Annotated in this window: 25 protein-coding genes and 2 pseudogenes; 8 read left to right on the top strand and 19 right to left on the bottom strand. The window is 37.7% G+C overall.

Going from position 1 to position 22464, the window contains the following annotated elements; translation table 11 throughout:
- Window positions 1-185: 185 nt before the first annotated feature.
- Window positions 186-1217 carry a S66 family peptidase gene (locus tag ASU00_RS23110; RefSeq protein WP_057915796.1) on the bottom strand — a complete coding sequence of 344 codons (1032 nt, stop codon included), beginning with the start codon at window positions 1215-1217 and terminating at the stop codon, window positions 186-188.
- A 729-nt stretch (window positions 1218-1946) separates the two neighbouring features.
- Between ASU00_RS23110 and ASU00_RS23105 the strand changes: the two are divergent.
- A pseudogene (locus ASU00_RS23105) lies at window positions 1947-3137 on the top strand (DUF4073 domain-containing protein); the annotation flags it as partial.
- 6 nt (window positions 3138-3143) lie between these two features.
- Complete coding sequence (locus ASU00_RS26455; protein ID WP_269085354.1) at window positions 3144-3599, top strand: discoidin domain-containing protein; 456 nt, start codon at window positions 3144-3146, stop codon at window positions 3597-3599.
- A gap of 107 nt (window positions 3600-3706) precedes the next feature.
- On the opposite strand, the gene ASU00_RS23100 is transcribed toward ASU00_RS26455, so the two are convergent.
- From ASU00_RS23100 to ASU00_RS23030, 14 genes are all read right to left on the bottom strand, one after another.
- Window positions 3707-3976 (bottom strand): DUF4367 domain-containing protein, encoded by a 270-nt coding sequence (locus ASU00_RS23100; RefSeq protein ID WP_236712817.1) that lies wholly within the window; start codon window positions 3974-3976, stop codon window positions 3707-3709.
- Between the two features lie 346 nt (window positions 3977-4322).
- Window positions 4323-4811: a GNAT family N-acetyltransferase gene (locus ASU00_RS23095; RefSeq protein ID WP_057915794.1), complete on the bottom strand. Its 489-nt coding sequence runs from the start codon at window positions 4809-4811 to the stop codon at window positions 4323-4325.
- Window positions 4812-5106: 295 nt separating this feature from the next.
- Window positions 5107-5604, bottom strand: coding sequence for an LURP-one-related/scramblase family protein (locus tag ASU00_RS23090; RefSeq protein WP_057915793.1), 498 nt, complete (start codon window positions 5602-5604; stop codon window positions 5107-5109).
- A 1389-nt stretch (window positions 5605-6993) separates the two neighbouring features.
- On the bottom strand, window positions 6994-7281 hold the full coding sequence (locus tag ASU00_RS23080; protein WP_057915791.1) for a hypothetical protein: 288 nt from the start codon (window positions 7279-7281) through the stop codon (window positions 6994-6996).
- Between the two features lie 975 nt (window positions 7282-8256).
- Window positions 8257-8667 carry a GNAT family N-acetyltransferase gene (locus tag ASU00_RS23075; protein ID WP_057915790.1) on the bottom strand — a complete coding sequence of 137 codons (411 nt, stop codon included), beginning with the start codon at window positions 8665-8667 and terminating at the stop codon, window positions 8257-8259.
- A gap of 52 nt (window positions 8668-8719) precedes the next feature.
- The gene (locus ASU00_RS23070; RefSeq protein WP_057915789.1) at window positions 8720-8950 is read right to left on the bottom strand and encodes a hypothetical protein; all 231 of its coding nucleotides are present in this window, start codon (window positions 8948-8950) and stop codon (window positions 8720-8722) included.
- A 37-nt stretch (window positions 8951-8987) separates the two neighbouring features.
- A complete protein-coding gene (locus tag ASU00_RS23065) occupies window positions 8988-9593 on the bottom strand; it encodes a DUF4937 domain-containing protein (protein WP_057915788.1) in 606 nt (201 codons plus the stop codon).
- 33 nt (window positions 9594-9626) lie between these two features.
- On the bottom strand, window positions 9627-10022 hold the full coding sequence (locus tag ASU00_RS23060; RefSeq protein ID WP_057915787.1) for a GNAT family N-acetyltransferase: 396 nt from the start codon (window positions 10020-10022) through the stop codon (window positions 9627-9629).
- A gap of 228 nt (window positions 10023-10250) precedes the next feature.
- Entirely contained in the window at window positions 10251-10541 is a 291-nt protein-coding gene (locus ASU00_RS23055; RefSeq protein ID WP_057915786.1) for an RNA polymerase alpha subunit C-terminal domain-containing protein, read from the bottom strand.
- 12 nt (window positions 10542-10553) lie between these two features.
- A complete protein-coding gene (locus ASU00_RS23050) occupies window positions 10554-11015 on the bottom strand; it encodes a GNAT family N-acetyltransferase (protein ID WP_057915785.1) in 462 nt (153 codons plus the stop codon).
- A gap of 133 nt (window positions 11016-11148) precedes the next feature.
- Window positions 11149-12141: an L-glyceraldehyde 3-phosphate reductase gene (mgrA, locus tag ASU00_RS23045; RefSeq protein ID WP_057915784.1), complete on the bottom strand. Its 993-nt coding sequence runs from the start codon at window positions 12139-12141 to the stop codon at window positions 11149-11151.
- 264 nt (window positions 12142-12405) lie between these two features.
- Window positions 12406-13599: an AI-2E family transporter gene (locus ASU00_RS23040; RefSeq protein ID WP_057915783.1), complete on the bottom strand. Its 1194-nt coding sequence runs from the start codon at window positions 13597-13599 to the stop codon at window positions 12406-12408.
- A 95-nt stretch (window positions 13600-13694) separates the two neighbouring features.
- Window positions 13695-14555 carry a DUF1206 domain-containing protein gene (locus ASU00_RS23035; protein WP_057915782.1) on the bottom strand — a complete coding sequence of 287 codons (861 nt, stop codon included), beginning with the start codon at window positions 14553-14555 and terminating at the stop codon, window positions 13695-13697.
- Between the two features lie 178 nt (window positions 14556-14733).
- The gene (locus ASU00_RS23030; protein WP_057915781.1) at window positions 14734-14988 is read right to left on the bottom strand and encodes a GlsB/YeaQ/YmgE family stress response membrane protein; all 255 of its coding nucleotides are present in this window, start codon (window positions 14986-14988) and stop codon (window positions 14734-14736) included.
- A gap of 414 nt (window positions 14989-15402) precedes the next feature.
- Here ASU00_RS23030 and ASU00_RS23025 point away from each other — a divergent pair, with 414 nt between their 5' ends.
- Together ASU00_RS23025 and ASU00_RS23015 are read left to right on the top strand one after the other, a co-directional pair.
- Complete coding sequence (locus ASU00_RS23025; protein ID WP_057915780.1) at window positions 15403-16755, top strand: hypothetical protein; 1353 nt, start codon at window positions 15403-15405, stop codon at window positions 16753-16755.
- A gap of 876 nt (window positions 16756-17631) precedes the next feature.
- Window positions 17632-17853 (top strand): hypothetical protein, encoded by a 222-nt coding sequence (locus tag ASU00_RS23015; protein ID WP_152983833.1) that lies wholly within the window; start codon window positions 17632-17634, stop codon window positions 17851-17853.
- A 54-nt stretch (window positions 17854-17907) separates the two neighbouring features.
- Here the strand turns inward: ASU00_RS23015 and ASU00_RS23010 are convergent, their stop codons facing one another.
- Window positions 17908-18873, bottom strand: coding sequence for a quinone oxidoreductase family protein (locus tag ASU00_RS23010; protein WP_057915777.1), 966 nt, complete (start codon window positions 18871-18873; stop codon window positions 17908-17910).
- A gap of 278 nt (window positions 18874-19151) precedes the next feature.
- Complete coding sequence (locus tag ASU00_RS25605) at window positions 19152-19298, bottom strand: hypothetical protein (protein ID WP_161809782.1); 147 nt, start codon at window positions 19296-19298, stop codon at window positions 19152-19154.
- A 146-nt stretch (window positions 19299-19444) separates the two neighbouring features.
- Between ASU00_RS25605 and ASU00_RS23005 the strand changes: the two genes are divergently transcribed.
- Window positions 19445-19972 carry a GNAT family N-acetyltransferase gene (locus ASU00_RS23005; RefSeq protein WP_057915776.1) on the top strand — a complete coding sequence of 176 codons (528 nt, stop codon included), beginning with the start codon at window positions 19445-19447 and terminating at the stop codon, window positions 19970-19972.
- A 72-nt stretch (window positions 19973-20044) separates the two neighbouring features.
- On the opposite strand, the gene ASU00_RS23000 is transcribed toward ASU00_RS23005, so the two are convergent.
- Window positions 20045-20482 (bottom strand): Lrp/AsnC family transcriptional regulator, encoded by a 438-nt coding sequence (locus ASU00_RS23000; protein WP_236712816.1) that lies wholly within the window; start codon window positions 20480-20482, stop codon window positions 20045-20047.
- A 139-nt stretch (window positions 20483-20621) separates the two neighbouring features.
- Between ASU00_RS23000 and ASU00_RS22995 the strand changes: the two genes are divergently transcribed.
- The gene (locus ASU00_RS22995) at window positions 20622-21206 is read left to right on the top strand and encodes a DJ-1/PfpI family protein (RefSeq protein ID WP_057915775.1); all 585 of its coding nucleotides are present in this window, start codon (window positions 20622-20624) and stop codon (window positions 21204-21206) included.
- A 58-nt stretch (window positions 21207-21264) separates the two neighbouring features.
- Here ASU00_RS22995 and ASU00_RS25600 read toward each other — a convergent pair whose 3' ends face one another.
- The gene (locus ASU00_RS25600; RefSeq protein ID WP_161809781.1) at window positions 21265-21438 is read right to left on the bottom strand and encodes a hypothetical protein; all 174 of its coding nucleotides are present in this window, start codon (window positions 21436-21438) and stop codon (window positions 21265-21267) included.
- A 307-nt stretch (window positions 21439-21745) separates the two neighbouring features.
- On the opposite strand from ASU00_RS25600, the gene ASU00_RS22990 reads away from it, so the two are divergent.
- Both ASU00_RS22990 and ASU00_RS22985 read left to right on the top strand, forming a co-directional pair.
- Window positions 21746-22168, top strand: a complete 423-nt coding sequence (locus tag ASU00_RS22990) for a DUF1641 domain-containing protein (RefSeq protein ID WP_057915774.1) — start codon at window positions 21746-21748, stop codon at window positions 22166-22168.
- Between the two features lie 38 nt (window positions 22169-22206).
- Window positions 22207-22464, top strand: a pseudogene (locus ASU00_RS22985) (NAD(P)/FAD-dependent oxidoreductase); the annotation flags it as partial.

The following is a 22464-nucleotide window of genomic DNA, read 5'->3' as shown; positions in this document are numbered from 1 at the left end:
CGGGACTCACACCCTATAGATTGCACCCATGCCGGGCGCACGAAAAAGCTGCCTTAAAGACAGCTCCGAGCTTCAGCTAACGCATCCATAGAATATTAAAAAAAAATGATTTGCGCGCTATAATGGAAGTACTAAGATATGTCCTCAGCTTTAAAATCACAGTATAAGGACAAATTAGGCATATATTATTCCACTCCACTTTCTAAAATCGTGAAAGACTTCTTATCACAATTAATTTCTGCCTTTGCTCCATATGGCAAAATGAATTTTGGTTCGGTATGACCAAAATTCAAGTTATAAAGAATCGGCAAATCCTCCAAATTAAATTCCTTCATAACTTTTTGAATTTCTTCTTTATACTCATCGTAATACTTTTCGTCTTGCGGTTTACCAAAAATGATTCCATTCACTTGTTGTAGAATGCCTTGTGCAGCATAATTTCGCAACCAATACTTAATAAAATTCGGTTCCGGTTTTTCTTCAGATGTTTCAAAGAATAGAATACTATCTTTCCAATATTTCTTATCAGGCCAAAGTTCTGTTCCTTTAGCAAACTCTAGTATTTCGATACAACCACCAATCAAATGTCCTTGTGCTACACCTGAGCCTTGAAGTACCTCGTAACCTGAATTTTTCTGCTTTGTCCGTCGTTGGTTCTTATTCTCTTCTATCCATTCTAAGTGCTCACTCGTCCATTCTTTAGCCGGTTGAATTTCGCCAATAATCTCATTTGAAAAGAGCGCTCGATTCACCATATCAATGGTATATGGATCCATTTCAACGTTTTCAGCAAAATCGGTTAAAATTGCTGGACCGTAAAAAGAAGAAATTTCCGCTTTATGACAAAATAAATGTGAAACTGTCACATCAGAGTAACCCATAAAAATTTTCGGGTTTTCACGTATAACATCAAAATCAATATAAGGAAGTAAGCGAATATTATCTTCTCCACCAATATTTGCAAAGATTCCTTTAATGCTTTCATCCTTAAATGCCGTCATCAAATCTGCAGCACGAGCTTGAGGATTTTGATAAAGATAGTCTACTCCTTTCAAACTATTCGGCATCGGGATAATTTCCAGTCCAAAAACTTCTTCTAATCTCTTTACACCTTGTTCATATCGCCATCTAAGTTCTGGATTACCTGCTCCCCCCCAAGAAGGACTTACTGTTGCAACACGATCTCCCGGTTGTAATTTCTTTGGCTTTATTAACACACTAACTCCCCCCTTATATAATTCGATTAGCTACGAATACAATCCACATAGTTGAAGAACATGGAACATGACTTTAATTTCTACAACAACAGCAAATTCACCTGCTGTTATTCAAGAATCTGGCCCAATTGTTGGACAAAGGTCAAACAGCACTCTTCAACTATCCTGCCCTTTTAGCTCTAACAGAAAAAATACTAAAATTGTTTCAAAATACTTTTTAATACCTAAAGCCCTCTTGGGAAGATTTACTTCAAGGTTATTTTAGCCAATCGAAGAATAGTTGCGTCCGATTTCCAAATCTGATTAGCATGAAGCATCTCTATCTGCATTATTCACTTTTCCCCGCTCCCTAACAATTACATTGCTTGTTAAACTAACCTGCCCCGATAGTTGCATAAGAAAAAGAGCTGCTGTAGTTCCATAAGCGTTATTGGTTGGGAAAATGAAGCAAAGAGGTGAAATAATCCAGTTGAAACTATCACCATGCCAACAACCGCATATATTTTAACGCATACTTACTCTGAATAAGTGATTCTTTTTATAAGTATGGAAAAAAATACAAAAACCTTAATAAAATAATAAATTTTGTTGGTTTTATCTTTACATTCAGTTGCTACTATATAAAAGGCCATTAAACATGTCCATAAACAGGATATATAAGGAGGAAAATGAAACATGCGAGAAATAAAGATACCTTGGAATGTTCATTCATTGATTGGAAAAAATTCTATGAAGAAGAGTATTCTGGCTTTGACAGCTACAGCTGTTTTAGCTGGCGGTTTGCCGTTGTCTTCTGCTGTAAATGCTGAAGAGTCCAAATCAGAGCAAAATAATCAAAATAAATCATTTTCTTTTAACGTCGCCAGTGATATTCAAGGAGACTTACGAGACTTTGAGGATACATTAAAGGACATTCAGGTGATTAATCCAACATCTAAAGCCTTAATTGTTAACGGAGATATTACAAATAACGGAGATCCTGCGCAGTATCAGGCAGTTCTCGATGTGATCAATCGGAATGAAAATCCTCAAAATATGTGGTATACACCTGGAAACCATGAATTTTATTCTTGGAGAACTGTTTCTGAACAAGAGCAATTCCAACGATTCTTAAACTTCGCAGATCGTGACAAAGTATACGACAAAAAAGAGTTGAGTGGCTATCCATTTCTTTTCCTAGGTACCGAGAAGTACATGCATTACCATGATGAAACCATGTATGATGAAGTAAACATGAGTGATGCGCAACTAAAGTTCCTTAAGGAGAACCTAGAATACTACACCAAGAAAGATAAAAAGAAACCAATCTTCTTGTTCTCTCACCACGTACTCAAAGATAGCGTTTCTGGAACAGACATACCTTTATATAGCAACGATTATCTTCAAGAGGAACAGTTATTAAATATCTTAAAAGATTATCCACAAGTTGTTCTATTTACAAGTCATACTCACCAAGATTTAAACAATGCAGACTGGGCAGGTAAAAAAGTCGTAGAGGGTGGAGATGAGCGTGGATTTACTGTTGTAAATACAGGAGCAATGCAAACTCTTTACACAAATAATGGAACGGGTGGAGAAATGGCTATTAATAGCTCCAATAACCAGTCTCTACAGGTCTTTGTAGATGGAAATGATGTTAAAATTCAAGCATACGACTTTGGTCAGAACCGTGTAATTAAAGAACTAGTAATTCACAACAACAAACTAACTCAATTAGCTCCAAATGTGAAAGTGGATGACAAAAGAGATCGCATTGTTGGAGCTACCAAACAGATGGAATATTCTATTGATAGAAAACAAACATGGATCGATTACGACCCTACAAATCCTCCTGTATTCTCTGGAAATCAAACAGTCTGGATTCATCATAAAGGTGAAATGAACTTAGAAGATGGACTTGCTCAACGAGTTAAGTTCACTGAAAAAATCGGCGGAATTACTCAAATTAGCAATGATGATTGGAAACTAGTTTCTGCCGATAGTTCTCATAGTAGTGATTATAGTGGAGAAAAAGCTTTTGATGGTGATATTTCAACTATGTGGCACACACCATGGAATACAGGTGCTCCCAATTTCCCTCACGAGATTGTAATTGATACAGGGAAATCTCAGGAAGTTAATGAACTGGGCTTTATCGCTCGTCAAAATGCTAGTAATGATATTCAAGATTATGAATTCTTTGTAAGTGAGGATGGAGTCAATTGGGGAGAGCCTGTTGCAAAGGGAACACTAGCTGATACAAAGGAAGAAATCTTGATTCCATTTAATAAAAAAACAGGGCGTTACATTAAATTTAAAGCTTTAAATTCTCGTATTGGACAACCGTGGGCGACTATTGCAGAATTAATTCTTTATACTTCGGCAAACAGTGATCGAAATTAATATCTAAAGTACAAGTCAGCTTTCTCAATTAAATAGGAAGCTGATTTTCTATGTTATTTTAAATTAAAATTACGAAATCAGCTAACCTGCCCCGTTAATCCTATAAATTATTTAATTGACCTTGCAACTTCCAACATTTTATTCCTAGATATCCGTGAGCTATGCATTTCTATATAAGTTCCTTCTTGTATCCAACGAAGTAAACCACCAGTAACAACTTCCCCCCTTTTTTCTAACTCACCACTATTACCCCATTCCACAAAAAAGCCCTTATGTCCGTTTATATTTACCTGTTCTTCGTTTATGTGCAATTCTTTATTAAAAGGTTTCTTGCCTTGCTTAATACTAATTTGCAAATATTTATCGTCGCTATCCATATAGTGCAAGTTAAAATTAGTAATTTTGTCTTTTCACCCCAAGGATATGTTTTTATTTCTAACGTCCAATCATTAGGAATATTTTGAGGAACATTGTGATTATATTTGATTTCTTTAGCTTGAACTATTAGTGGTATATTTTGAATTAGCATAAAAACTACTAATAAACGTATAAAAATTAATTTCACTTTACTAAGCTTTTACTTAAGTAGTTTTACCAATTTGATGTTTCTTATTAAACTATCCTGCCCCGATAGTGCCATAAGGAAAAGCTGCCTTCAAGACAGCTCCGATTTCTAACATATTCTTGTTGAGCAAAGTTGCCCCGTTCGCTCGATAATCTCGTTTAAATTTGAAAAGATTGAACCAAACATTTTTCATCATCGATAATTTTCTTTTTTTCTTCATAATCTATATTCAGCTCATTAAAAACCTTTCTCCAAAATATAACAGAAGGTATATTCTTAGCTAGTTCAACAACAAAGTAACTGCCTTTTTTTTGTTTGAACAATTCCTTTAATAATGAGATTGCCATACCTTTTCTTCTATATTTCTTCAATATAAAAATATCATTAATACTGTAATCATAGTCCTTGTTTAAAAACGGTCTTTCTAAAAGTAATAAAAACCCTACAACTGTCTTATCTTTCTGCAAAAAATATGGTGTTACCCCTTCCTTCTGCCAAATTAAATCAAATGAATCAAATTCAAACGATCCATCTGTCGATAGATCTAAACCGTCGGTATACTCTGAAAGGTCATGTAAATACAGGGAATATAAATTCTGAAGAATATGCTTTTCATCTTTGGAAATCGGGTTTAATGAACATGTCATTGTTATACCTCTTTGGATTTGAGTCATTGTTTTTTTTGTTATAAAAACCTTCTATAGATGGAAAGATGACTAGTTTAGCCGTTGCGTAGTCTAGATCTTGTACGGGGTCCACTTCTTTTCATGTGCAATTTGTTCCTAATCCGTACAGCCTGTTAGTTCTATAAGAAAAGCGAATTCTTTATTGATGAACGAGTATAATACCTTGGTACCAAATGACCTTGTCATTTATTTATGGTACCGTTCACCGCACCTATTAAAGCGGTGATTTTTACCTTTTAATTTAACACTTCTACTTTTAAATCGACGTTGCTGAGGAAGTAGCGGCTTGATCCGCCTTCACACAATCAATGGCAACAACGATTGCAATAATGATGGTTTCCATTTCTTCATCCATTATTTGAACCTTGTAGCTATCGCCCCAAGTGAAAAACTCCTTGCCCACTTTACCTACGATTTCACCATGCTGTAAAACTTGAAAATCCATATCCCACCAATTACCATGTACTTCAATGCCTGCCGCATCAATTGTATATCGTGCTTTAAAGAAGGAAAATTCCTTCTTTATTGTTAATACCTCTCGACCATTAACCTCAACCAAAAACTTTGGCAAAAAGCTGAACACCTTTTTCGTAATGAGTGCTACTTCATCTCTTGCCGTATTCATAATGGAGAAAGTCTTTGGAACTTGCATAAAACTTCCCTCCACGTAATATATATCCTTCTCCTGCTGATCCTTTACTGTAAATTTCCCGCTAAGACTGAATACCTTCTGCTTTATATAAAGCTGCCTCATCCTTATGCCTCCCAACCTTAAGTCTTTTACATTACTTACGTTTGAAATGGGCATTACTTCCAAACTTATGCATTAAATTCCAAATAATAGCTCCATTGAAAAATGCCTTCTTTCGGCTATCCTTAACTAAATTACCTTTTGTAAAGTCAGCCATTCATCCTTCGCAATCTCGCCCCATTGTTGTGCAACTCCTTATGTAATCTTTTAACTATCATGCTCTGTTAGTGTATAAAAAAAAGCTACCTTTTAAAGACAGCTCCGGTTTTAAGTCAACGCACGTTAGTTGATTACTAAACCCTGTATGGAAAAGATATGCCAGGATATATTCATATTATTACTGTATGGAAATAATAAAGGCAGCTAGATGCTGCCTTTAGTAAAAGCATGAAGGGACTAATAGTATACGGCATAATAAGTGGAGAAATCATTAATACCATATATAGTCACCTTCTTTAACATTCATTTTTAGTATTCATCGTTCCATTTTTTATCACAACAACATTTATGATCGTACTTTTTATAGCACTTATAGTAATATTCTTGGCAATCATAATCGTACTTCTTATAACATTTAAAGTTAAAACTGTCTTTTTTATCTTTATTGTTATTATTATAGTTATTGTTATTATTATAGTTATTGTTATTATTATTATTGTTATCATAGTTGTCGTAATATTTATAATCATTGTACTTTCCCATTCAAATATCCCCCCTTTTCCATTCGTTAAAATAGTATATTCATCAGAAATAGAACTGGAACGATGTTTGTCCTCATTTATGATAAATCAGCAATGATCCTATAATGGGAGAAAGGGATTCTGTATGTCAGGACTCAACTAATAAAATAAGATCAAGTAGGTAACTCTGAACTTAAACACCATTCACCTACTTCCTTTATCTGAAAAAGGGGGTAGAAATCTATTGGGGAATCGGTCCTAAAAAAATAAGCCTAATAGGCTTATGAAAATTAGTTGCTATTAAAAAATAGACCTGTAATATCAAAGTTTCCATCGTACCACTTAATTATTCAGATAAATAAAAAAACAAGAGGTCTTTCACGGATAGTCCAATTTATAGTAAAGTATCTCCTTATGTTTGTTCTAAATGTGGGTTTATAGTTTTATGTGGAACAACCTGACAAATTCAAATGAAAGGGATTTCTAATCCTTGTAATAGTCTTAAGATTGAATTTGAAGATTTATTAAGTTCGTTTCCCCATTTGCTACAAGTTTCCACTATTTGTCATCCCTTATCGTTTCTTTCCGTATTACTTTCTTTTATACGATTCCTACACTAATAAAGGTTCAATCCTTGTTCAACTAACCTTCCCCTTTAGTTCATTAAGAAAAGCGAATTTTCTTCGAGAATCGCACCACTTAGTTGAAGAAGTTACATGACCTTCTCTATTTCCTTTTTCTTAAATATGCCTACCAGTAGCATAATAAGTCCTATGATGAAGCCGATTGGGAACAAGTACCACATAATCAAAGCTGCCCACCCATCCCTAACAATAAATGCGTAGGTTAGCCCAACCGAAAAAGATAAGAATGGTGATATTGCCACCATAAGAGCGATCCCCCAAACAATGAGTTTTCTTTTTTTAGACTTACCCCTGCTAAGTTGATAAGCTACAAGTGCTCCTATAAATGCAATTCCATACCCAACGGCAAATGCCATCTTTTGTTACTCCCCTCTCTATATTTCACAATACTCTTATATATGTGCACCTCTGCTGATTTAGATTAGTAATCTTTAACAAAATGGCCCGATTGTTGAATAAAGGTCAAACAGTACTCTTCAACTATCCTGCTCCGTTAATTCCATACATTGTTAAACTCGAGCACCCGTTAATTTAAGATGATACTGGAAAAAGAGAGCTCATTTTTATGGTACAAATAAAATAATGAATAATATAAATACTGCCATACCAAGAAACACTGAAAAGAGCTGGATCCACCATTTTTCTTTAAATATCGTAAATAGCGTAAATATCATTATTATAAAAATCCATTTAGAAATCTCTTCATTATCCCTTCAACAAAGATTGCTAGTGAATTACTATATAACCTCTTTTATTAAACTCCCAAAGTTTATATAATATAAAAACTGACTTTATCGGGGAATTACAGATAACTTTTCAGGATTTGTATATTCACCAAACGACAAAAGGCCTTTAAAAAATGATAACGATGAAAACTTCCAGGAAATAAAAAATAGACAGACATTGGTATTTGGTAGGTGTTTCTTAAACTAACCAGTTCATTTGTTTATCCGTTTCATTGCACTGCAGGCACTCCCTTTCCGCGGGCGGTCCGTGAGCCTCCTCGGCTTTCTGCCTGCGGTGTCTCACGTAGACACGCATTTCCCGCAGGAGTCTCGTTGCCTTCCGTTCCATTCCACTGTGCATTTTATTAAAGATAGAATTTCCATTGCCCATAGGTTTGTAGGATTGTATGCTAAAAATGAGAGCTGTCTTTAACTCAACAAGCCATTGAAGATTACATTAACTTAAGACAAAATAATGACTCAAATCCTATACCAACCTTCTATAAATGGAAAAGGATGATAATTCATTTACCACATCTTCCATTGCTATCCCGCGAGAACCTTAACTAATACATTTCCTTAGGGAGACGAATAGCTAATCGTCCCCTAATCAAGGCTTGCGAAAGCTACTAGGGTCCCTTTATCACAAGATTGAAATCCGTTCTTTTCGTAGAAGTGACGTACATCTGGTGCATCTTCTGTTAAAAGGACTTTCTGACGTACATCTTTATATTTTTCAAGGACATGCTGCATCATGATGGTTGCAATGCCTTGATTGTGATATGCATGTAAAACTAAAATATCTTGAATATAGACTATTGTCAGTCCATCTCCAACAATTCGGGTTAAACCGATTAATTTCCCCTGATCCCATGCTGTTACTACAAGCAAAGAATGAAGTAACGCTTGTTGTAATTGATTTAAATCTTTTGTATAAGCATACCACTCAGCATCTTCATAAAGGCCTCTTAAGTCATCTTGCTCTATGTATTTTTGTTCTATAAATTTGATTGACATTATTTTTTCCTCCTCAACATTTTATTTTGAAGAAGATAAACGGAATTTCCTTTCAAACATAATACCTAATGAATGAATTTCCAGTTATAAAAATGAGGAATATCCCACTTCCGATGAAAACAATTCTCCAGAACCAATACGCACTTATAAAAGGTAAAATATCGATTTTTCCTTCTTCAATTTCCTTTATGCCCTTATACAGCCAATCGTACTGAAATAATCCAAACCATAGGAAAATAACTCCCGTTAGAAAGACAAAACAACCGCCTATCATTTCCTGCATTTCATCGAACTCCCTGCTTTTTCTTCCTACCAGTATATTACTCTATCACCCATTTCGGATTAATTTCTATTACATTTTCGGTAATTCTTATTGCAGCGCCTTTGACTCCAGAGCTCTCAATTAATGAAGGTATTGTATTATCAACATACCGTTGATGTGACTGATTGTTTTCCCATAATGAAGCAACCAGATATTTATCATTTCGTTTTGCATCTTTACAAAATACGCCTGCTAACATTCCAGATGAATCTGCTTTTTGCTTTTCAAAGTGAAGTTGTTTAGTTATATGTACACAGCAGTCTGCTATTCTAAGGAGATTTCCGTCACCTGAAATTTCTGTAATGTCAGTTGAATTTATATCAAACATTTTGTCGTAAATTTTAACGGAGATTTTCTTATATGTATTCCTTTGATTACTGCTCTCGAATATCTCATCGTGTTGTTGTTCCATGAAATGTTGATAGACATAGCGATCTTTCCAAAAAGATATAATATTTGCTTCATATGTCTTGTTTTTATTCCACCCACCTATTTGACCTAAAAACCCTTTTGTTTTTTTAAAATCATGCCATCTCTCTTGTGCCTCTGAAACTGGCAATATACTTTTCTCATCCACTTGGCACGTAATCCATTTTATTAACATATTAACATCCTCACCATAAGCCTTCCGGTCCGTTCATTGCTGTCTTTTCCATACCCCGACTGAACAGGGTGTAAAGCCACAGTTTTCATAAAAGGTTTGATGTTTAAGGTCATATGTTAAGGTGACGATTTCTAAGCCATTTCGTTCCGATTCTCTTAATAATTCTCTTACTAGCTTCACACCAATCCCCCTTCTTTGATAATCAGGGTGAACCATGATGTCTTCCATATAGCCATGCTCTAATCCCATGCCTGCAACATAACCGAATGATATAAGTTTGTTATTTTCGTTTCTTACTCCAGCCCAGAAATTGCAACGCTCAAGCAATCTAGGGTAGTCCTGATCACGTCTTGCCCAGCCAACAAGCTCTCTTAATTCAGGTACTTCATGATTAGATATAGGTACGTTTATTATGACTTTATAGTTCACGTAGTTCCCCTTTTCCTAAAAGATAAAGGCTGTCGGCTCGGCAGCCTGAAAAAATTCAGCGTATTTTCCCTGAGATATTCTGCTCGAGATTAGCATAACAAAAGAGCGCTAATTAATGAGGAGAGAGCAGCTACGAAGAAGGCTCCTTCATGCCGAATTACAAGTTTGATCCTCATGGCAGCTGAATTACTTGTTTTACGTACACAGGATACGTAATTGCCCCTGGGCTTAGCTTTTGAATGTTAACCCGTTGTCCTGCAGAGCTGCCCTAAGTTTGGGTAAGGAAGCTGGTCCCATTCCGTGAAATTTTAAAATCTCTTTTTCCGTAAATGTTGACAGCTGTTGTATGGAGGTTACCCCATTGTGTTCCAACGCCCGTCTGGCTGGTGCCGAGAGTTGTGAAAGGAACCCGCTTTCGGGCTTACGTTCCTGCTCACAAGTCGGGCAGGTCGGACAGTCGCTGCTTTTATAGTACCTGTGTCCTTTGCTACAGGTCCTTTGTTGTTTTGAAGTAGTCATTTTTAAGGTCTCCTAGAGTTTTTTATACACGAATTCTCTGTACTTGATAAAATCTTGCTTTTTATAAAAGTTCTTTGCCACGCTGTTCTCACACCAATAATCCAATTCTATTACATCTATTCCTCGATTGTTCGCCATTTGATATATATGTTCCATAAGACTTGAACCATATCCCTTATTCCTCTTTGTGTCCGCTATGCTGATTTGGTGTACATATACGGACTTATATCCTTTTTTAAACGCATTTTCCGGATATACTTTCAGCTCTATCCAAGCATAGCCGAGTGCTTCCCCGTCATCCTCCAACAAAAGGAAAAGGAAGCTTTCGTTATTCACAAGACTTTTGAAGTATTTTTTCACTTTTTCATAGTTATATTCCTTAAAATGTTCTGGATATAAATTGGAGTGTAAATCGTGTACATATTTATTAAGTGTAGCGATACATTCGAAGTTGCTCGTTTGACTGATTTTCATTACAAATTCCTCATCCATCACTATTTTATTTACACGTACGTATTTAGGGAAAATGCATGTTCAGTAAGGACATACACCGATATTGACAAAGGAAGAACTACCAAGCTGGCAGTTCTTCCTTTGGATTATGATATTAGCTTTGCAAAATATTCTCGATACTCGCTAGCTCTTCTTCTGTAAAGTTCAGGTTGTTCAACGCGGCAACATTGTCTTCGATTTGGCTTACTCTACTCGCACCGATTAATGCGGATGTTACACGGCCTTCGCGAAGCACCCAGGCTAAAGCCATTTGCGCGAGGCTTTGTCCACGATTGGAAGCGATCTCATTCAATGCCTTCACTTGACTAACGACTTGATCGGTCAGACGCTTTTCCTGTAAGGCGCCTGATTCCTTCGCAGCTCTGGAGTCTGAAGGGACCCCTGATACATACTTGTTTGTCAAAATGCCTTGCTCTAGCGGACAAAATGCTATCGACCCTACACCGTTTTCTGTGAGCACATCCTGCAGGCCGTCCTCAACCCAACGATTGAGCATGGAATAGCTTGGTTGGTGAATTAACATTGGTGTTCCTAAGTTGTCCAAAATGCGGATCGCTTCTGCCGTTTGTTCTGCATCATAGCTGGAAATACCGACATACAGCGCTTTTCCTTGCTTTACAATCAAATCAAGTGCTCCCATTGTTTCTTCAAGAGGGGTATGTGGATCCGGACGATGCGAATAAAAAATATCAACATAGTCAAGTCCCATCCGTCGTAAGCTTTGATCTAGGCTAGAAACGAGATACTTTTTGGAGCCCCAATCTCCATATGGTCCGTCCCACATATGATAACCGGCTTTTGACGAAATGATAAGTTCATCCCGATACGGAGCAAAATCCGTTTTTAATATTTTTCCAAACATCTCTTCTGCAGATCCCGGAGGCGGACCGTAGTTATTGGCCAGGTCAAAATGAGTAATGCCCAAGTCAAACGCCCTGCGCACCATGTCGCGACCGTTCTCGAACGTATCCACTCCGCCAAAATTATGCCATAAACCAAGAGATATAGCTGGAAGTAACAATCCAGAATTTCCCGTTCGATTATACTTCATTTGACTATATCTCTCTTTACTAGCTTGATACACCATTACAATCCCCTCTTTTCCTATGTAAAAAATTAGATAGTATTTCCATACGATTTTAACATAGTGAGCACATTCATACACTTTTTGGAAAAATATTTTTTTGAATTTTCATACTTTACGAACAAATGGTCAGTTTTATCGAAATTGAAAGTAGGGAGACAACTATTCGGAAAAATCCATTCAGGCTGATATGATCCTCTTGGTACAAGCACGGTTTTGTAAAACCATTGTTTCTTGATTCCAAGTGATATTACAGTATTGTTCGTTCTATTTTTCTTCTCTAGGCTTGATATTGAAAGGAGTGGGTTCTTCTTTCTTAACTTTCTTTGTATCTGTATACATACTTGAACGTAAACGGATAAATTGATAAAGATGTGTGACAATCACTTTCAGAATGGCATAACCCGGAACTGCTAGAATAATACCTACAATTCCGAAAAGATTGCCTGCAGTCAAAATTACAAAAATGACAGTAATGGGATGAATGTTCAAGCTTTTTCCCATGATTTGAGGTGATATTAGCTTACCTTCAAGTAATTGGACGATGATCCATACAACAGCCAGTTTTAGAACCATGAATGGTGACATGACAAAAGCAATGATAATAGCCGGTAAAATAGCAATAATCGGTCCCAAATAAGGGACTACGTTTGTCAACATAGCAATAATAGCGAGTAATAACGCATAGTCAATCCCAATAATTAAATAGCCAATAAAAAACAAGACACCGATACAAGTAGCAACAAAAATTTGACCTCGAATGTATGAACTTAAGGCATGATTCATGTCCCCAAAGATTTCTTTTGCTTCGGGACGTGTTTGATTGGGTAAAAGTCTTACGATGTATTTCGGTAAATCTTTACCATCCTTTAATAAATAAAAAAGGATAAAAGGTAAGACAGCAAACGCTAGGATAACTTCAGTGAGTGTACCAATAAAAGTAAGAACGCCCTGTGAAAAGCCGGATATATATTCGTTAAGATGACCGGAAAAACTTTTAAAAACCTTATCTATGTCGGTATTAGTCGATTGAGCGCCCTGTTTAATATACTTATTTTGAGAAGCATCCTGAACCATATCTTGAATATCATGACTGATTTTTGGAATGTTATGTACTAGACTTTGTACTTGATCCTTTAAAGGGGGGATAACAGATAAAATGACGATCGCCAACACACCTATTATGACTAAATATAGTAACAGAACAGATAGAACCCTCTTATTCCCCTTCTTTTCCAAATAATTAATCAATGGATTAAACAAATAAAAGCAGACACCAGCTAATAAGACAGGTAAAAAGATCGTTTGTGCAAATATTGCGAACGGCACCAGAATAAAAGTGATTTTAGATAAAGCAAAGGTTGTGATGCTAAGTAAAAAGGTGATTATCGTATATACAATGAATTTGCTATTTAGGATCTTCTTTTTGAAAAAAGTATCCCTTGGGTTTCTGTTATCCAAAATTGACCAACTCCTTATAAAAACCTGTAAATGGGGAAACAATTACCCACTAACAGGTTTTTTCATTTTTTATTCTTTGTATGGATATAAAAAAATTAATTGGGGGGATTAAGTCTTTTGTAACGTGCCTCTGCAAACATATATATACCGTATGCAATTAAACCAAGTGAAACAATCGTGAGTATCACAGGTCCAAACGGCTGATTGGCCAACTCAGCAAGTGCGCCATCGAGACCTTTGGTTTCATCCGGGTCAGCTTGGATAGCCGTTTTAATAAGAAAAACTCCAATAATACCAAATATTACGCCACGTGCAGAAATTCCAAACTTCCCAAGGTATTTACTCCACTTCCATTCATTTTGGCTCATTTCATTCTTTTTTAACTGTTTTTGAAAACGACCGGACAATGCCACAAAAATCTGACCTATTCCGACGATAAGAATGACTGTGCCCGTGATGGTAATGATCGTTTGCCCAAATGGCTGTGCTAGCATTCTAGCCGATAATGTTTGATAATGTCCACTAGATGTATGAACTCTTGTATGAAGTAAAATTTTTACCGTACTGACACATAAACCAATATAAATAACAGCAACCACCAAATAACTAATTCTGCTAACAATGCCTTTCATCGTATAACCCTTATTTTCAGGGTCAAAGATTGTCCTTGTAATTTGCCAACATGCATATCCACTAAGACCCACAGCTAAAATGATAAGCACTAGAAATCCAAATGGTTGTTTTCCAATGGTATATAAAGCCCCTTGTGATGTTGTTAATTTCCCTCCTAGACCGAATGCCGTTTGAATGGCCAACAATCCTACTAGGAAATAAACAAATCCTTGAGCCATATGCCCAAAACGAGCAAAGCGAAATAGCCATGGCTTGGCATCTGCTTTGGCTTGACTTAACCCATTACCAAGAGCCTTCTTTTTATCAAACAGAGACTTTTTCATCCATAAATCTCCTTCACAAATAGAATAAATAAAAGCTAGCTTATTAAGCATTAGAATGTAGCTAACCAAAATTAAAAGTAGTAAAAATACTCGTAGTTTTTTAATTTACGACTAAGCTTCCTCTGTATAAATTATTAATATAAAAAAACGGACACATGATTTGTGTCCGTTTCAAAATTCAACCACGTTTTCTCATACTTCTTAAAATAAGGCTGATAATAAAAACTAAGATAATGGCCCCAATAATAGCAGGTATTATAAAGAAGCCTCCTACTTCCGGTCCCCAAGACCCTAAGATAAGTGAGCCTAACCAAGCGCCGATAAAGCCAGCAATTATATTCCCAATAATTCCACCCGGTATATCACGGCCTGCAATAAGACTTGCAATCCAACCGATAATTCCTCCAATAATAAGTGCCCAAATAAAACCCATAAAATATTTCCTCCTTTAAAATAAAAAACATAAAATGATGAAAAATGTATTAATGTATTACGGTAGTAAATTTCCCTGTATCGAGATAAATAAACCTAATAAAAGAAAAAAGACTCGACAATCCTCCATCTCAAAAGAAAGAGGTACTAAGATTATTGGAATAAGGTACCCCTTTTTACACTATAAAGAATGTTAGTTTATGAATGCACTGAAAAGTACCACATGATGTAATCTTCATCTTCACCCTAACTGTTCAGAAATGGTAAAACGAATTGTAAAGTTCGACTGCTAGACTTACAAACATAAGCCTTCAACAATTACCCGCGAAAATAATAGCTCGGACGATGCTACTTTTCCTTATTGAATGTTTATATAGTCGGAGAAAGGACTCTGCATGAAAGGGGATAAAAGCGGATGATTTATGAGGAAACCTACCACTACCTGCTAAGAAATGTATCTTCCACTGAATTCGATACGTGTTTGTACGCCTTGCTTCATAGTGATTGGGATGGGGTGATCCAGAGTCCGCTTCATCTGATGGCACGCGGCGTCGGAACAACAGAAAAGTACTTAAAGCAGATCATCAAGAAATTCACCACGCCTACAGGGTCTCTTCAAAAGGTGTTCGTGCCTGTTCATCAAGACGGAAATCTTCTATATAAGTTCAACATCGGCCCTGCCAGTAATCTTGGTTTTAATAGGAAGACTGACCGTTATTGCAAGAAATACCGGTTTTTTTATAGCGATGCCTTCAAAGGCTTAAGCATTCATGGAAAACGGCTGTTGCTGATGGCCGCTTTTCGCATGTCCGTTTCGAAGTCGGAACAGGTTTTATTCGATTACGCTGAAATCGTTCCTGATGGTCATTCACTCTTCACAAGGAAGCGTTTACTGGATGCAATCGCTTCAGTCCATGATGCACTAGGTCATTTGGTGACGATTACTTTTGCTAGCAGAGCTTTTTCTAAGAAGGAAGTTCTTATTTTTACATTCAACGAAGGCATATTGGAGCAATATATGGAAAATCGGGCAGAACGGACTTTGCTGCGAAAAACGATATTTAACACGAACTTCCTAGGTCATATCAGTGATTCGGTATGCATGGAATTGGAACGGGTCGGCAAGTATGTTTACCGTTCATTTCTGCAAGACGCGTCCAACGATATTCAACAGGAATTGCTAAAGCTAGCCCGCTTCGTCTATACGCATTCTCTTAAGAAGTTGGGCTATGCCCTTCCTGCCAACAAGCATTTACTTCTGGCACCAAAACAGGCATCTGCCTATTTAAGTAAGATCATTTACAATGAAACCCTGGAACAGTTGGCAAAGTACGCCCACCAAGCAGAATCGATCAAAAGCTTGCTTGAACGCGAGCATTTTCATAAAAACATCTCACAGAAAGCTCTCGGCCGGGAAGTAAGTGATTCGGAAATGTCAGAACATATCAAGCCTATTCTCCATAAGCACCATCAAGCAGACTTCATCCGCCGCGTGTTGAATGACTGGTGTGAGAAATGGCTTATTTCCCGTGTAAAAAAAGGATCCGAGGAAGAAAAAAAGACACGGACGAACGAAGATAAGCAAACTGCTTCCGACTATGTGACAAGCATTAGAAACGATACGTATGGCGAGTTGGACAAGCTAATGGCCCTGATCCGCAAATTCGGCAGCCATGCCATTTCCCCGTCAGTCCGAAACTCCACACTCGCACATAAAAAGAAATCACTTCAATCCTTTTTCGCCATACAACAGGAACGTCTCGCATGAGTTGCACCCAAACTGCTTTTTTGTGATGTTCGTTGATATAATTGCAGTTTTGTTGATATATTTCTTTTTCGGCGATATAACTGCGGTTTTCGGTGATTTATTCCTTGTTTCGTCGATATAAATGCGGTTTTCGGTGATATATTCTATTTTTCGTCGATATAAGTGCGGTTTTCGGTGATATATTCTTTTTTTCGGCGATATAAATGCAATTTTCGTTGATATATTCTTTTTTTCGTCGATATAAGTGCAATTTTCGTTGATATATTCTATTTTTCGGCGATATAAGTACAATTTTCGTTGATATATTCTTTTTTTCGTCGATATAAGTGCGTTTTTCGTTGATATATTCTTTTTTTCGTCGATATAAGTGCAATTTTCGATGATATATTCTATTTTTCGGCGATATAAGTGCGGTTTTCGTTGATATATTCCTTTTTTCGTCGATATAAATGCGGTTTTCGGTGATATATTCTGTTTTTCGCAGATATAAGTGCAATTTTCGTTGATATATTCTGGTTTTCGTCGATATAAATGCGGTTTTCGGTGATATATTCTGTTTTTCGCAGATATAAGTGCAGTTTTCGTTGATATATTCTATTTTTCGGCGATATATATGCAGTTTTCGTTGATATATTCTGTTTTTCGTTGATATAACTGCAGTTTTGTTGATATATTTCTTTTTCGGCGATATAACTGCGGTTTTCGGTGATTTATTTCTTTTTTCGTCGATATAACTGCGATTTTGGGCCGATCTATTCTGTTTTCCGTTGAAATACCGGCGATTTTCCAAAAGGGACAGTATGTATGTTTCTTTTTTTTGGATTTTTTGAGGTATGTGGATGGCGGATGTTGTCTGTGGATTGCGGGGGGACGTTTGTGAGTTGGAGGTGGTTCACTGTGGTTGGAGCGGTTGGAGCGGTTGGATTCGTGAGTTGCTTTTCTGTACTGTGGATGGAAAAATCATGTCGGCAGGTGGCAATGGGGGCGGGCCTTAAAATGCGTCATGACAGCGTTCTTTATCATCGAGTTATCCAAGGGTCTAAAGTATGGGGCTATAAAAAGGAACTAACGAAAGCTTCTGAGCATCAGTATGGATAAGGAGATGAATAAAGCTAAAAGGCCACCATTAGAAAATGGATAGCCTTCTTCACTTTATGGTATCAATAGTATTTTCCCGGTACTTTTCCGGCTTTCCAGCAGTCGATGTGCATCGGCTCCGTTTTCCATTGAGAAAAGAGTCGGTTCATCGAGCAGGATTTTCCCGGACATGATCCATTCAAATAAATCCGCCGTTCTTCTTTTCCGTTCTTCATGGGTAGTCAATACGTTCCAAAGATCTCCTCCTATTAAGGCTTTGGAGGTATCCATCAACATTCTCGGATCGATTTTGTCTGGGTCACCGCCTGCCATTCCAAAGAAAACGACGGTTCCTCCAGTCTTGGTGGCTTCGAAACTATTCATTAAGGTTTGCCCGACAGATTCATAAACGACATCCACGCCGATGTTATTCGTTACGTCCTTAATTGAGTTCACCCAGTCCGATTCGTAGAGAAATACATGGGCGGCACCCGCTTTTTTGGCGACAGCGGCTTTATCATCGGATGAGGTTAAGCCAATGACCTGTCCGCCTTTCATTTTGATCATCTGCGTCAATAATTGGCCGACTCCACCTGCAGCCGCGTGAACCAAAACGGTTTCCCCTTTTTTAACAGGATGGCTGTCATCGGTTAAGTATTGTGCAGTCAATCCTTGAAGTAAAACAGAAGCTGCCGTTTCAAAAGAAATGCCATCGGGCAGCGGCAGCAGCTTGTCGGCTGGAACGGAAACCAGCTCCGCATTCGCATGGGGAACATCAGCAAACCCGACACGATCGCCAACCTTCACATGATGAACCTCTTCTCCGACATATTCGATGACTCCAGCGCCTTCATACCCTAAAATATAGGGAGGGTCGCCTACCAAATGGTAATTCCCTTTTCTTCTATATACATCGGCAAAATTCAAGCCGATTGCCTTCATTCGAACGATCACTGCCGATTTGGCGCGTTCCGGCTCCTCAATTTCCTTAACGGAAAGAACTTCCGGCCCGCCAAAATTATTAAAAACAAGTGCTTTCATCAACCTATCCCCCTTCAAAGGCTCTTCAATCTTTAAGATATAGGAAGCACCCTTCAATGGCAAGAAAGATGCTAACGCTTTCTCCGCCAAACAAACAGACTAACAGAAAAGCAGCATAAGCATGTGCCGATTTGAGGTTTAGTGTCATAAGCATCCTTTAAAGTTTTTATTAGTTTGTGGTTTTTGGTCGTTTTATACGTTTCGTACCAGGAAACGCCAGTTTGTGAAGCATGAAAAAACCGCCCTGCCTCATTAGGGCAAAAGCGGTAATCATTCAATCAATCGGTATTGTTGCCTGGTCCGTTTTTTCGTTTATTCGCCGAATATTCCTTTCCATGTGCTTCATGTTCGGCAATGATGACCTCTTCTGGAATATGGTTATTCTTTTTCGGTGAATTGACGCGGTTACGATGTTTTTTTCCCATGATGCAGCTCCCCTTCATACCATTATATATTAAGTACGTGCTACCGTTAGCTTGCCCGCCAAGCATCAAAAATACCGCTAAAAAGCACCTTCATAATAAAGGAAAACCGTTTGCGGAAGCCGAATATGTTCACAGGGAGGGATTCTATGTTTCCGGAATTGAACACAAAAAGGTTACGGTTAAGGGAAATCCATGAACATGATGCCGAGGCTCTGTTTCAAATTTTGTCTACTGATGAAGTTACTCGTTTTTATGGGCAAGATGCATTGCTCGATGTCCAACAGGCGAAGGATATTGTAGCTTCGTTTGCGAAGAACTACCTCGAAAATCGGGGCATTCGTTGGGGAATTGAACGAAAAGATACGAAGGAGTTAATCGGCACAATCGGTTTTCATGCATATAGCCCGAACTACAGACGAGCTGAAATCGGTTATAAAATCCATCCAGCACATTGGCGCATCGGATTTGCTTCGGAAGCGCTAAAAGAAATCATTGCTTACGGTTTCAACACCCTCCATTTAACTCGTATCGGAGCGGTCGTTTTTTTGGAGAACCAACCATCAAGCAATTTATTGATAAAGCATGGTTTCATCCAGGAAGGAATTTTAAGAAGCTATATTTATCAATACGGCATACCGCATGATACATATATGTATTCGTTACTGAAGTCATGACTCCCCTATTGCGACAATGGGGGATCCTTTTTAATGAGACGGACATCCGATTGCGCTACTATAAGGTCATATTTACTTCCTTGGGAAAATATCCTTTAAAGTCGAGGAGAAAATTAGATGTGTCGAAGATTTTCCATATTTTATCGCCTCATCAACAAACTGTTCCAGTGTTTCCATCGAATATGTACTGATTTTAATCAAATAGCTGTATTGACCTGCTAATCGGTGACACTCCAGAACATCTGGATGCCTTAAGCAAAAATCATAAAAGTCCTTACATCTATCTGTTTCGAACAAAACGAATGCGGTCAATCCCCTATCAAGCTTTTCAAGGGCTATTTCCGTTTTATATCCCTTTATCACGCCAGTATCCTCCAACTTATTTACCCGCTCTTTCGTGGCCGGAGCTGTTAAGGAAACCTGCTGGGCCAGCTCCTTCATCGACATGCGCCCGTTAGTCTCCAGCAAGGAGAGTATTTTTTTATCCGTGCGATCCAATTCAATCACCATCACTTTTCATTATTAAAGGAAAGCCTTTATATACATTATAAAGTAAAGAAAAATGGAATGAATGCATGATTAATGATATGTAATTGAAGAATTGCTTTTTATATAATGAATACAAATATGTTGTATGGGAGATGCTGCTATGAAAAAAGTATTGCTGCTGTTATCCAACGGATTCGAAGCGGTTGAAGCGAGTGTGTTTACGGATGTTTTGGGCTGGAATAAAGTAGAGGGCGACGGAACCACTGATCTAGTTACGGTGGGACTTCATAAGCAATTAACCTGTACCTGGAATTTTATCGTGCAGCCCGAATTTACAATCGATCAAGTGAATCTTGATGACTTCGATGCTTTAGCCATTCCAGGCGGTTTTGAAGAAGCCGGTTTCTACGACGATGCTTATGATCAGAAATTTCTTGATGTCATTAAAGATTTTCATGCTAAAAAGAAAATCATCGCAACGATTTGTGTAGCGGCCCTTCCATTAGGAAAAAGCGGGATATTGAAAGGAAAGAAAGCGACTACCTACAACCATCCAACCAGTATAAGGCAAACCCAGCTTAAGGAGTTTGGTGCACTTGTCGTCAATGATCCGATTGTCGTTGCTGACAACATCATTACCTCCTACAATCCTTCCACTGCATTCGGTGTTGCCTTTACGCTTTTGGAAATGCTCACCTCCAAGGAAAACTGTAAGAACGTGAAGGAATTGATGGGTTTCCATTAAGGCTGCTTTATCCAAACAAGGTTCCGGGTCCTCCGGAACCTTATTTACCGTACAAGTTTTATCTTTCCTCCGTATTTTCCCCCATGCCTTCTTCAAGGTTTTTGAGGTACACGTCAGATATCCCGTTCATGCCTTCCAGTACTTGTACTTTTGTATATTCCATACTGCCAACCAGTTTATTATGCTTCCGATCATGATTCTCTTCTGCGAGTTTGGATTGTGATTCAGTCACATTTTTCACCTCCATCATTTAGGGTGGCTAGTACAGAGGGAAATATGCAACAGAAGGCGCTTTGCTGCTATCATGAAAAATGGCGATGAAGTGAGTTTTTCATGATGATATACCTTTAAATATCGAGGAAAAGATTATAATATCGAGTTTTTTTAAAAAATCAGCTGTTTTCATCGAGCGAAAGGGATATACTATAGGATAGCTTTTATTACATTATTAAAAGTATTTATATTTAACACTTTGTGTAATATGTTACAACTTTTTCTAACTAAATCAACAAAATGCTTATTGCAAAGGAGAATGGGATATGTCAGAAACGATTGCCCAATCACAGTCTGAACAATTAAATGCACGTCAAGATGTACTGGATCAGCTTTTAAAGCCTGAGGTTCAGGAATCCCTCAATACTTTAGTCGATCATTTGCCAAAACTAACTGAATTAGTGAATATTTTAACAAAGTCTTATGACTTCGCTCAATCAGTCGCAACGGATGATGTCCTGAAAAACGATACAGTCAGTGCCATTTCGGAAATCGCAACACCTGTGGTCGATTCCGTGAAGGGTCTTGCAGCTACCGCAATCGAAGCGAAGGACCGCGCAGAAGCGAATCATGATGTAATCGGTGTTTTTGGTCTGTTAAGAATGATGAAGGACCCAGAGGCACAGAAGCTATTCCGTTTCGCACAGGCGTTCCTTGAAGTTTCTTCAGAACGTAAAAACGATAAATAATTCTTAAAACATTCCATTAGTAAGGACGGGGATTAACTATGTCAAAACAAATCGTCATCTTAGGTGCCGGATACGCTGGATTACTCTCTGCGTTGTCGGTACGTGAATATTATAATAAGGATCAAGTCCAGGTTACTGTGGTGAACCAATTCCCAACACACCAAATCATCACCGAATTGCATCGTCTTGCCGGCGGTTCAATTTCTGAACAAGCTGTTTCCATTCCGTTGGAAAAGCTATTCAAAGGAAAAGATATCGACCTTGCCATTGCAAAAGTGGATTCTTTCTCCGTCGAT

Source organism: Peribacillus muralis, from assembly GCF_001439925.1.
Lineage (GTDB): Bacteria > Bacillota > Bacilli > Bacillales > DSM-1321 > Peribacillus > Peribacillus muralis.
The sequence above is the reverse complement of the archived record's forward strand: the minus strand, read 5'-3'. Positions and strand labels throughout refer to the sequence as shown.

What these genes read in the sequence shown, in the direction of transcription:
- ASU00_RS23100 (WP_236712817.1), bottom strand. Translation starts at nt 3,976, where the DNA reads ATGGATAGCGACGATAAATATTTGCAAATTAGTATTAAGCAAGGCAAG.
- ASU00_RS23095 (WP_057915794.1), bottom strand. Translation starts at nt 4,811, where the DNA reads ATGACATGTTCATTAAACCCGATTTCCAAAGATGAAAAGCATATTCTT.
- ASU00_RS23090 (WP_057915793.1), bottom strand. Translation starts at nt 5,604, where the DNA reads ATGAGGCAGCTTTATATAAAGCAGAAGGTATTCAGTCTTAGCGGGAAA.
- ASU00_RS23080 (WP_057915791.1), bottom strand. Translation starts at nt 7,281, where the DNA reads ATGGCATTTGCCGTTGGGTATGGAATTGCATTTATAGGAGCACTTGTA.
- ASU00_RS23075 (WP_057915790.1), bottom strand. Translation starts at nt 8,667, where the DNA reads ATGTCAATCAAATTTATAGAACAAAAATACATAGAGCAAGATGACTTA.
- ASU00_RS23070 (WP_057915789.1), bottom strand. Translation starts at nt 8,950, where the DNA reads ATGCAGGAAATGATAGGCGGTTGTTTTGTCTTTCTAACGGGAGTTATT.
- ASU00_RS23065 (WP_057915788.1), bottom strand. Translation starts at nt 9,593, where the DNA reads ATGTTAATAAAATGGATTACGTGCCAAGTGGATGAGAAAAGTATATTG.
- ASU00_RS23055 (WP_057915786.1), bottom strand. Translation starts at nt 10,541, where the DNA reads ATGACTACTTCAAAACAACAAAGGACCTGTAGCAAAGGACACAGGTAC.
- ASU00_RS23050 (WP_057915785.1), bottom strand. Translation starts at nt 11,015, where the DNA reads ATGAAAATCAGTCAAACGAGCAACTTCGAATGTATCGCTACACTTAAT.
- mgrA (WP_057915784.1), bottom strand. Translation starts at nt 12,141, where the DNA reads ATGGTGTATCAAGCTAGTAAAGAGAGATATAGTCAAATGAAGTATAAT.
- ASU00_RS23035 (WP_057915782.1), bottom strand. Translation starts at nt 14,555, where the DNA reads ATGAAAAAGTCTCTGTTTGATAAAAAGAAGGCTCTTGGTAATGGGTTA.
- ASU00_RS23030 (WP_057915781.1), bottom strand. Translation starts at nt 14,988, where the DNA reads ATGGGTTTTATTTGGGCACTTATTATTGGAGGAATTATCGGTTGGATT.
- ASU00_RS23025 (WP_057915780.1), top strand. Translation starts at nt 15,403, where the DNA reads ATGATTTATGAGGAAACCTACCACTACCTGCTAAGAAATGTATCTTCC.
- ASU00_RS23010 (WP_057915777.1), bottom strand. Translation starts at nt 18,873, where the DNA reads ATGAAAGCACTTGTTTTTAATAATTTTGGCGGGCCGGAAGTTCTTTCC.
- ASU00_RS25605 (WP_161809782.1), bottom strand. Translation starts at nt 19,298, where the DNA reads ATGGGAAAAAAACATCGTAACCGCGTCAATTCACCGAAAAAGAATAAC.
- ASU00_RS23005 (WP_057915776.1), top strand. Translation starts at nt 19,445, where the DNA reads ATGTTTCCGGAATTGAACACAAAAAGGTTACGGTTAAGGGAAATCCAT.
- ASU00_RS23000 (WP_236712816.1), bottom strand. Translation starts at nt 20,482, where the DNA reads ATGGTGATTGAATTGGATCGCACGGATAAAAAAATACTCTCCTTGCTG.
- ASU00_RS22995 (WP_057915775.1), top strand. Translation starts at nt 20,622, where the DNA reads ATGAAAAAAGTATTGCTGCTGTTATCCAACGGATTCGAAGCGGTTGAA.
- ASU00_RS22990 (WP_057915774.1), top strand. Translation starts at nt 21,746, where the DNA reads ATGTCAGAAACGATTGCCCAATCACAGTCTGAACAATTAAATGCACGT.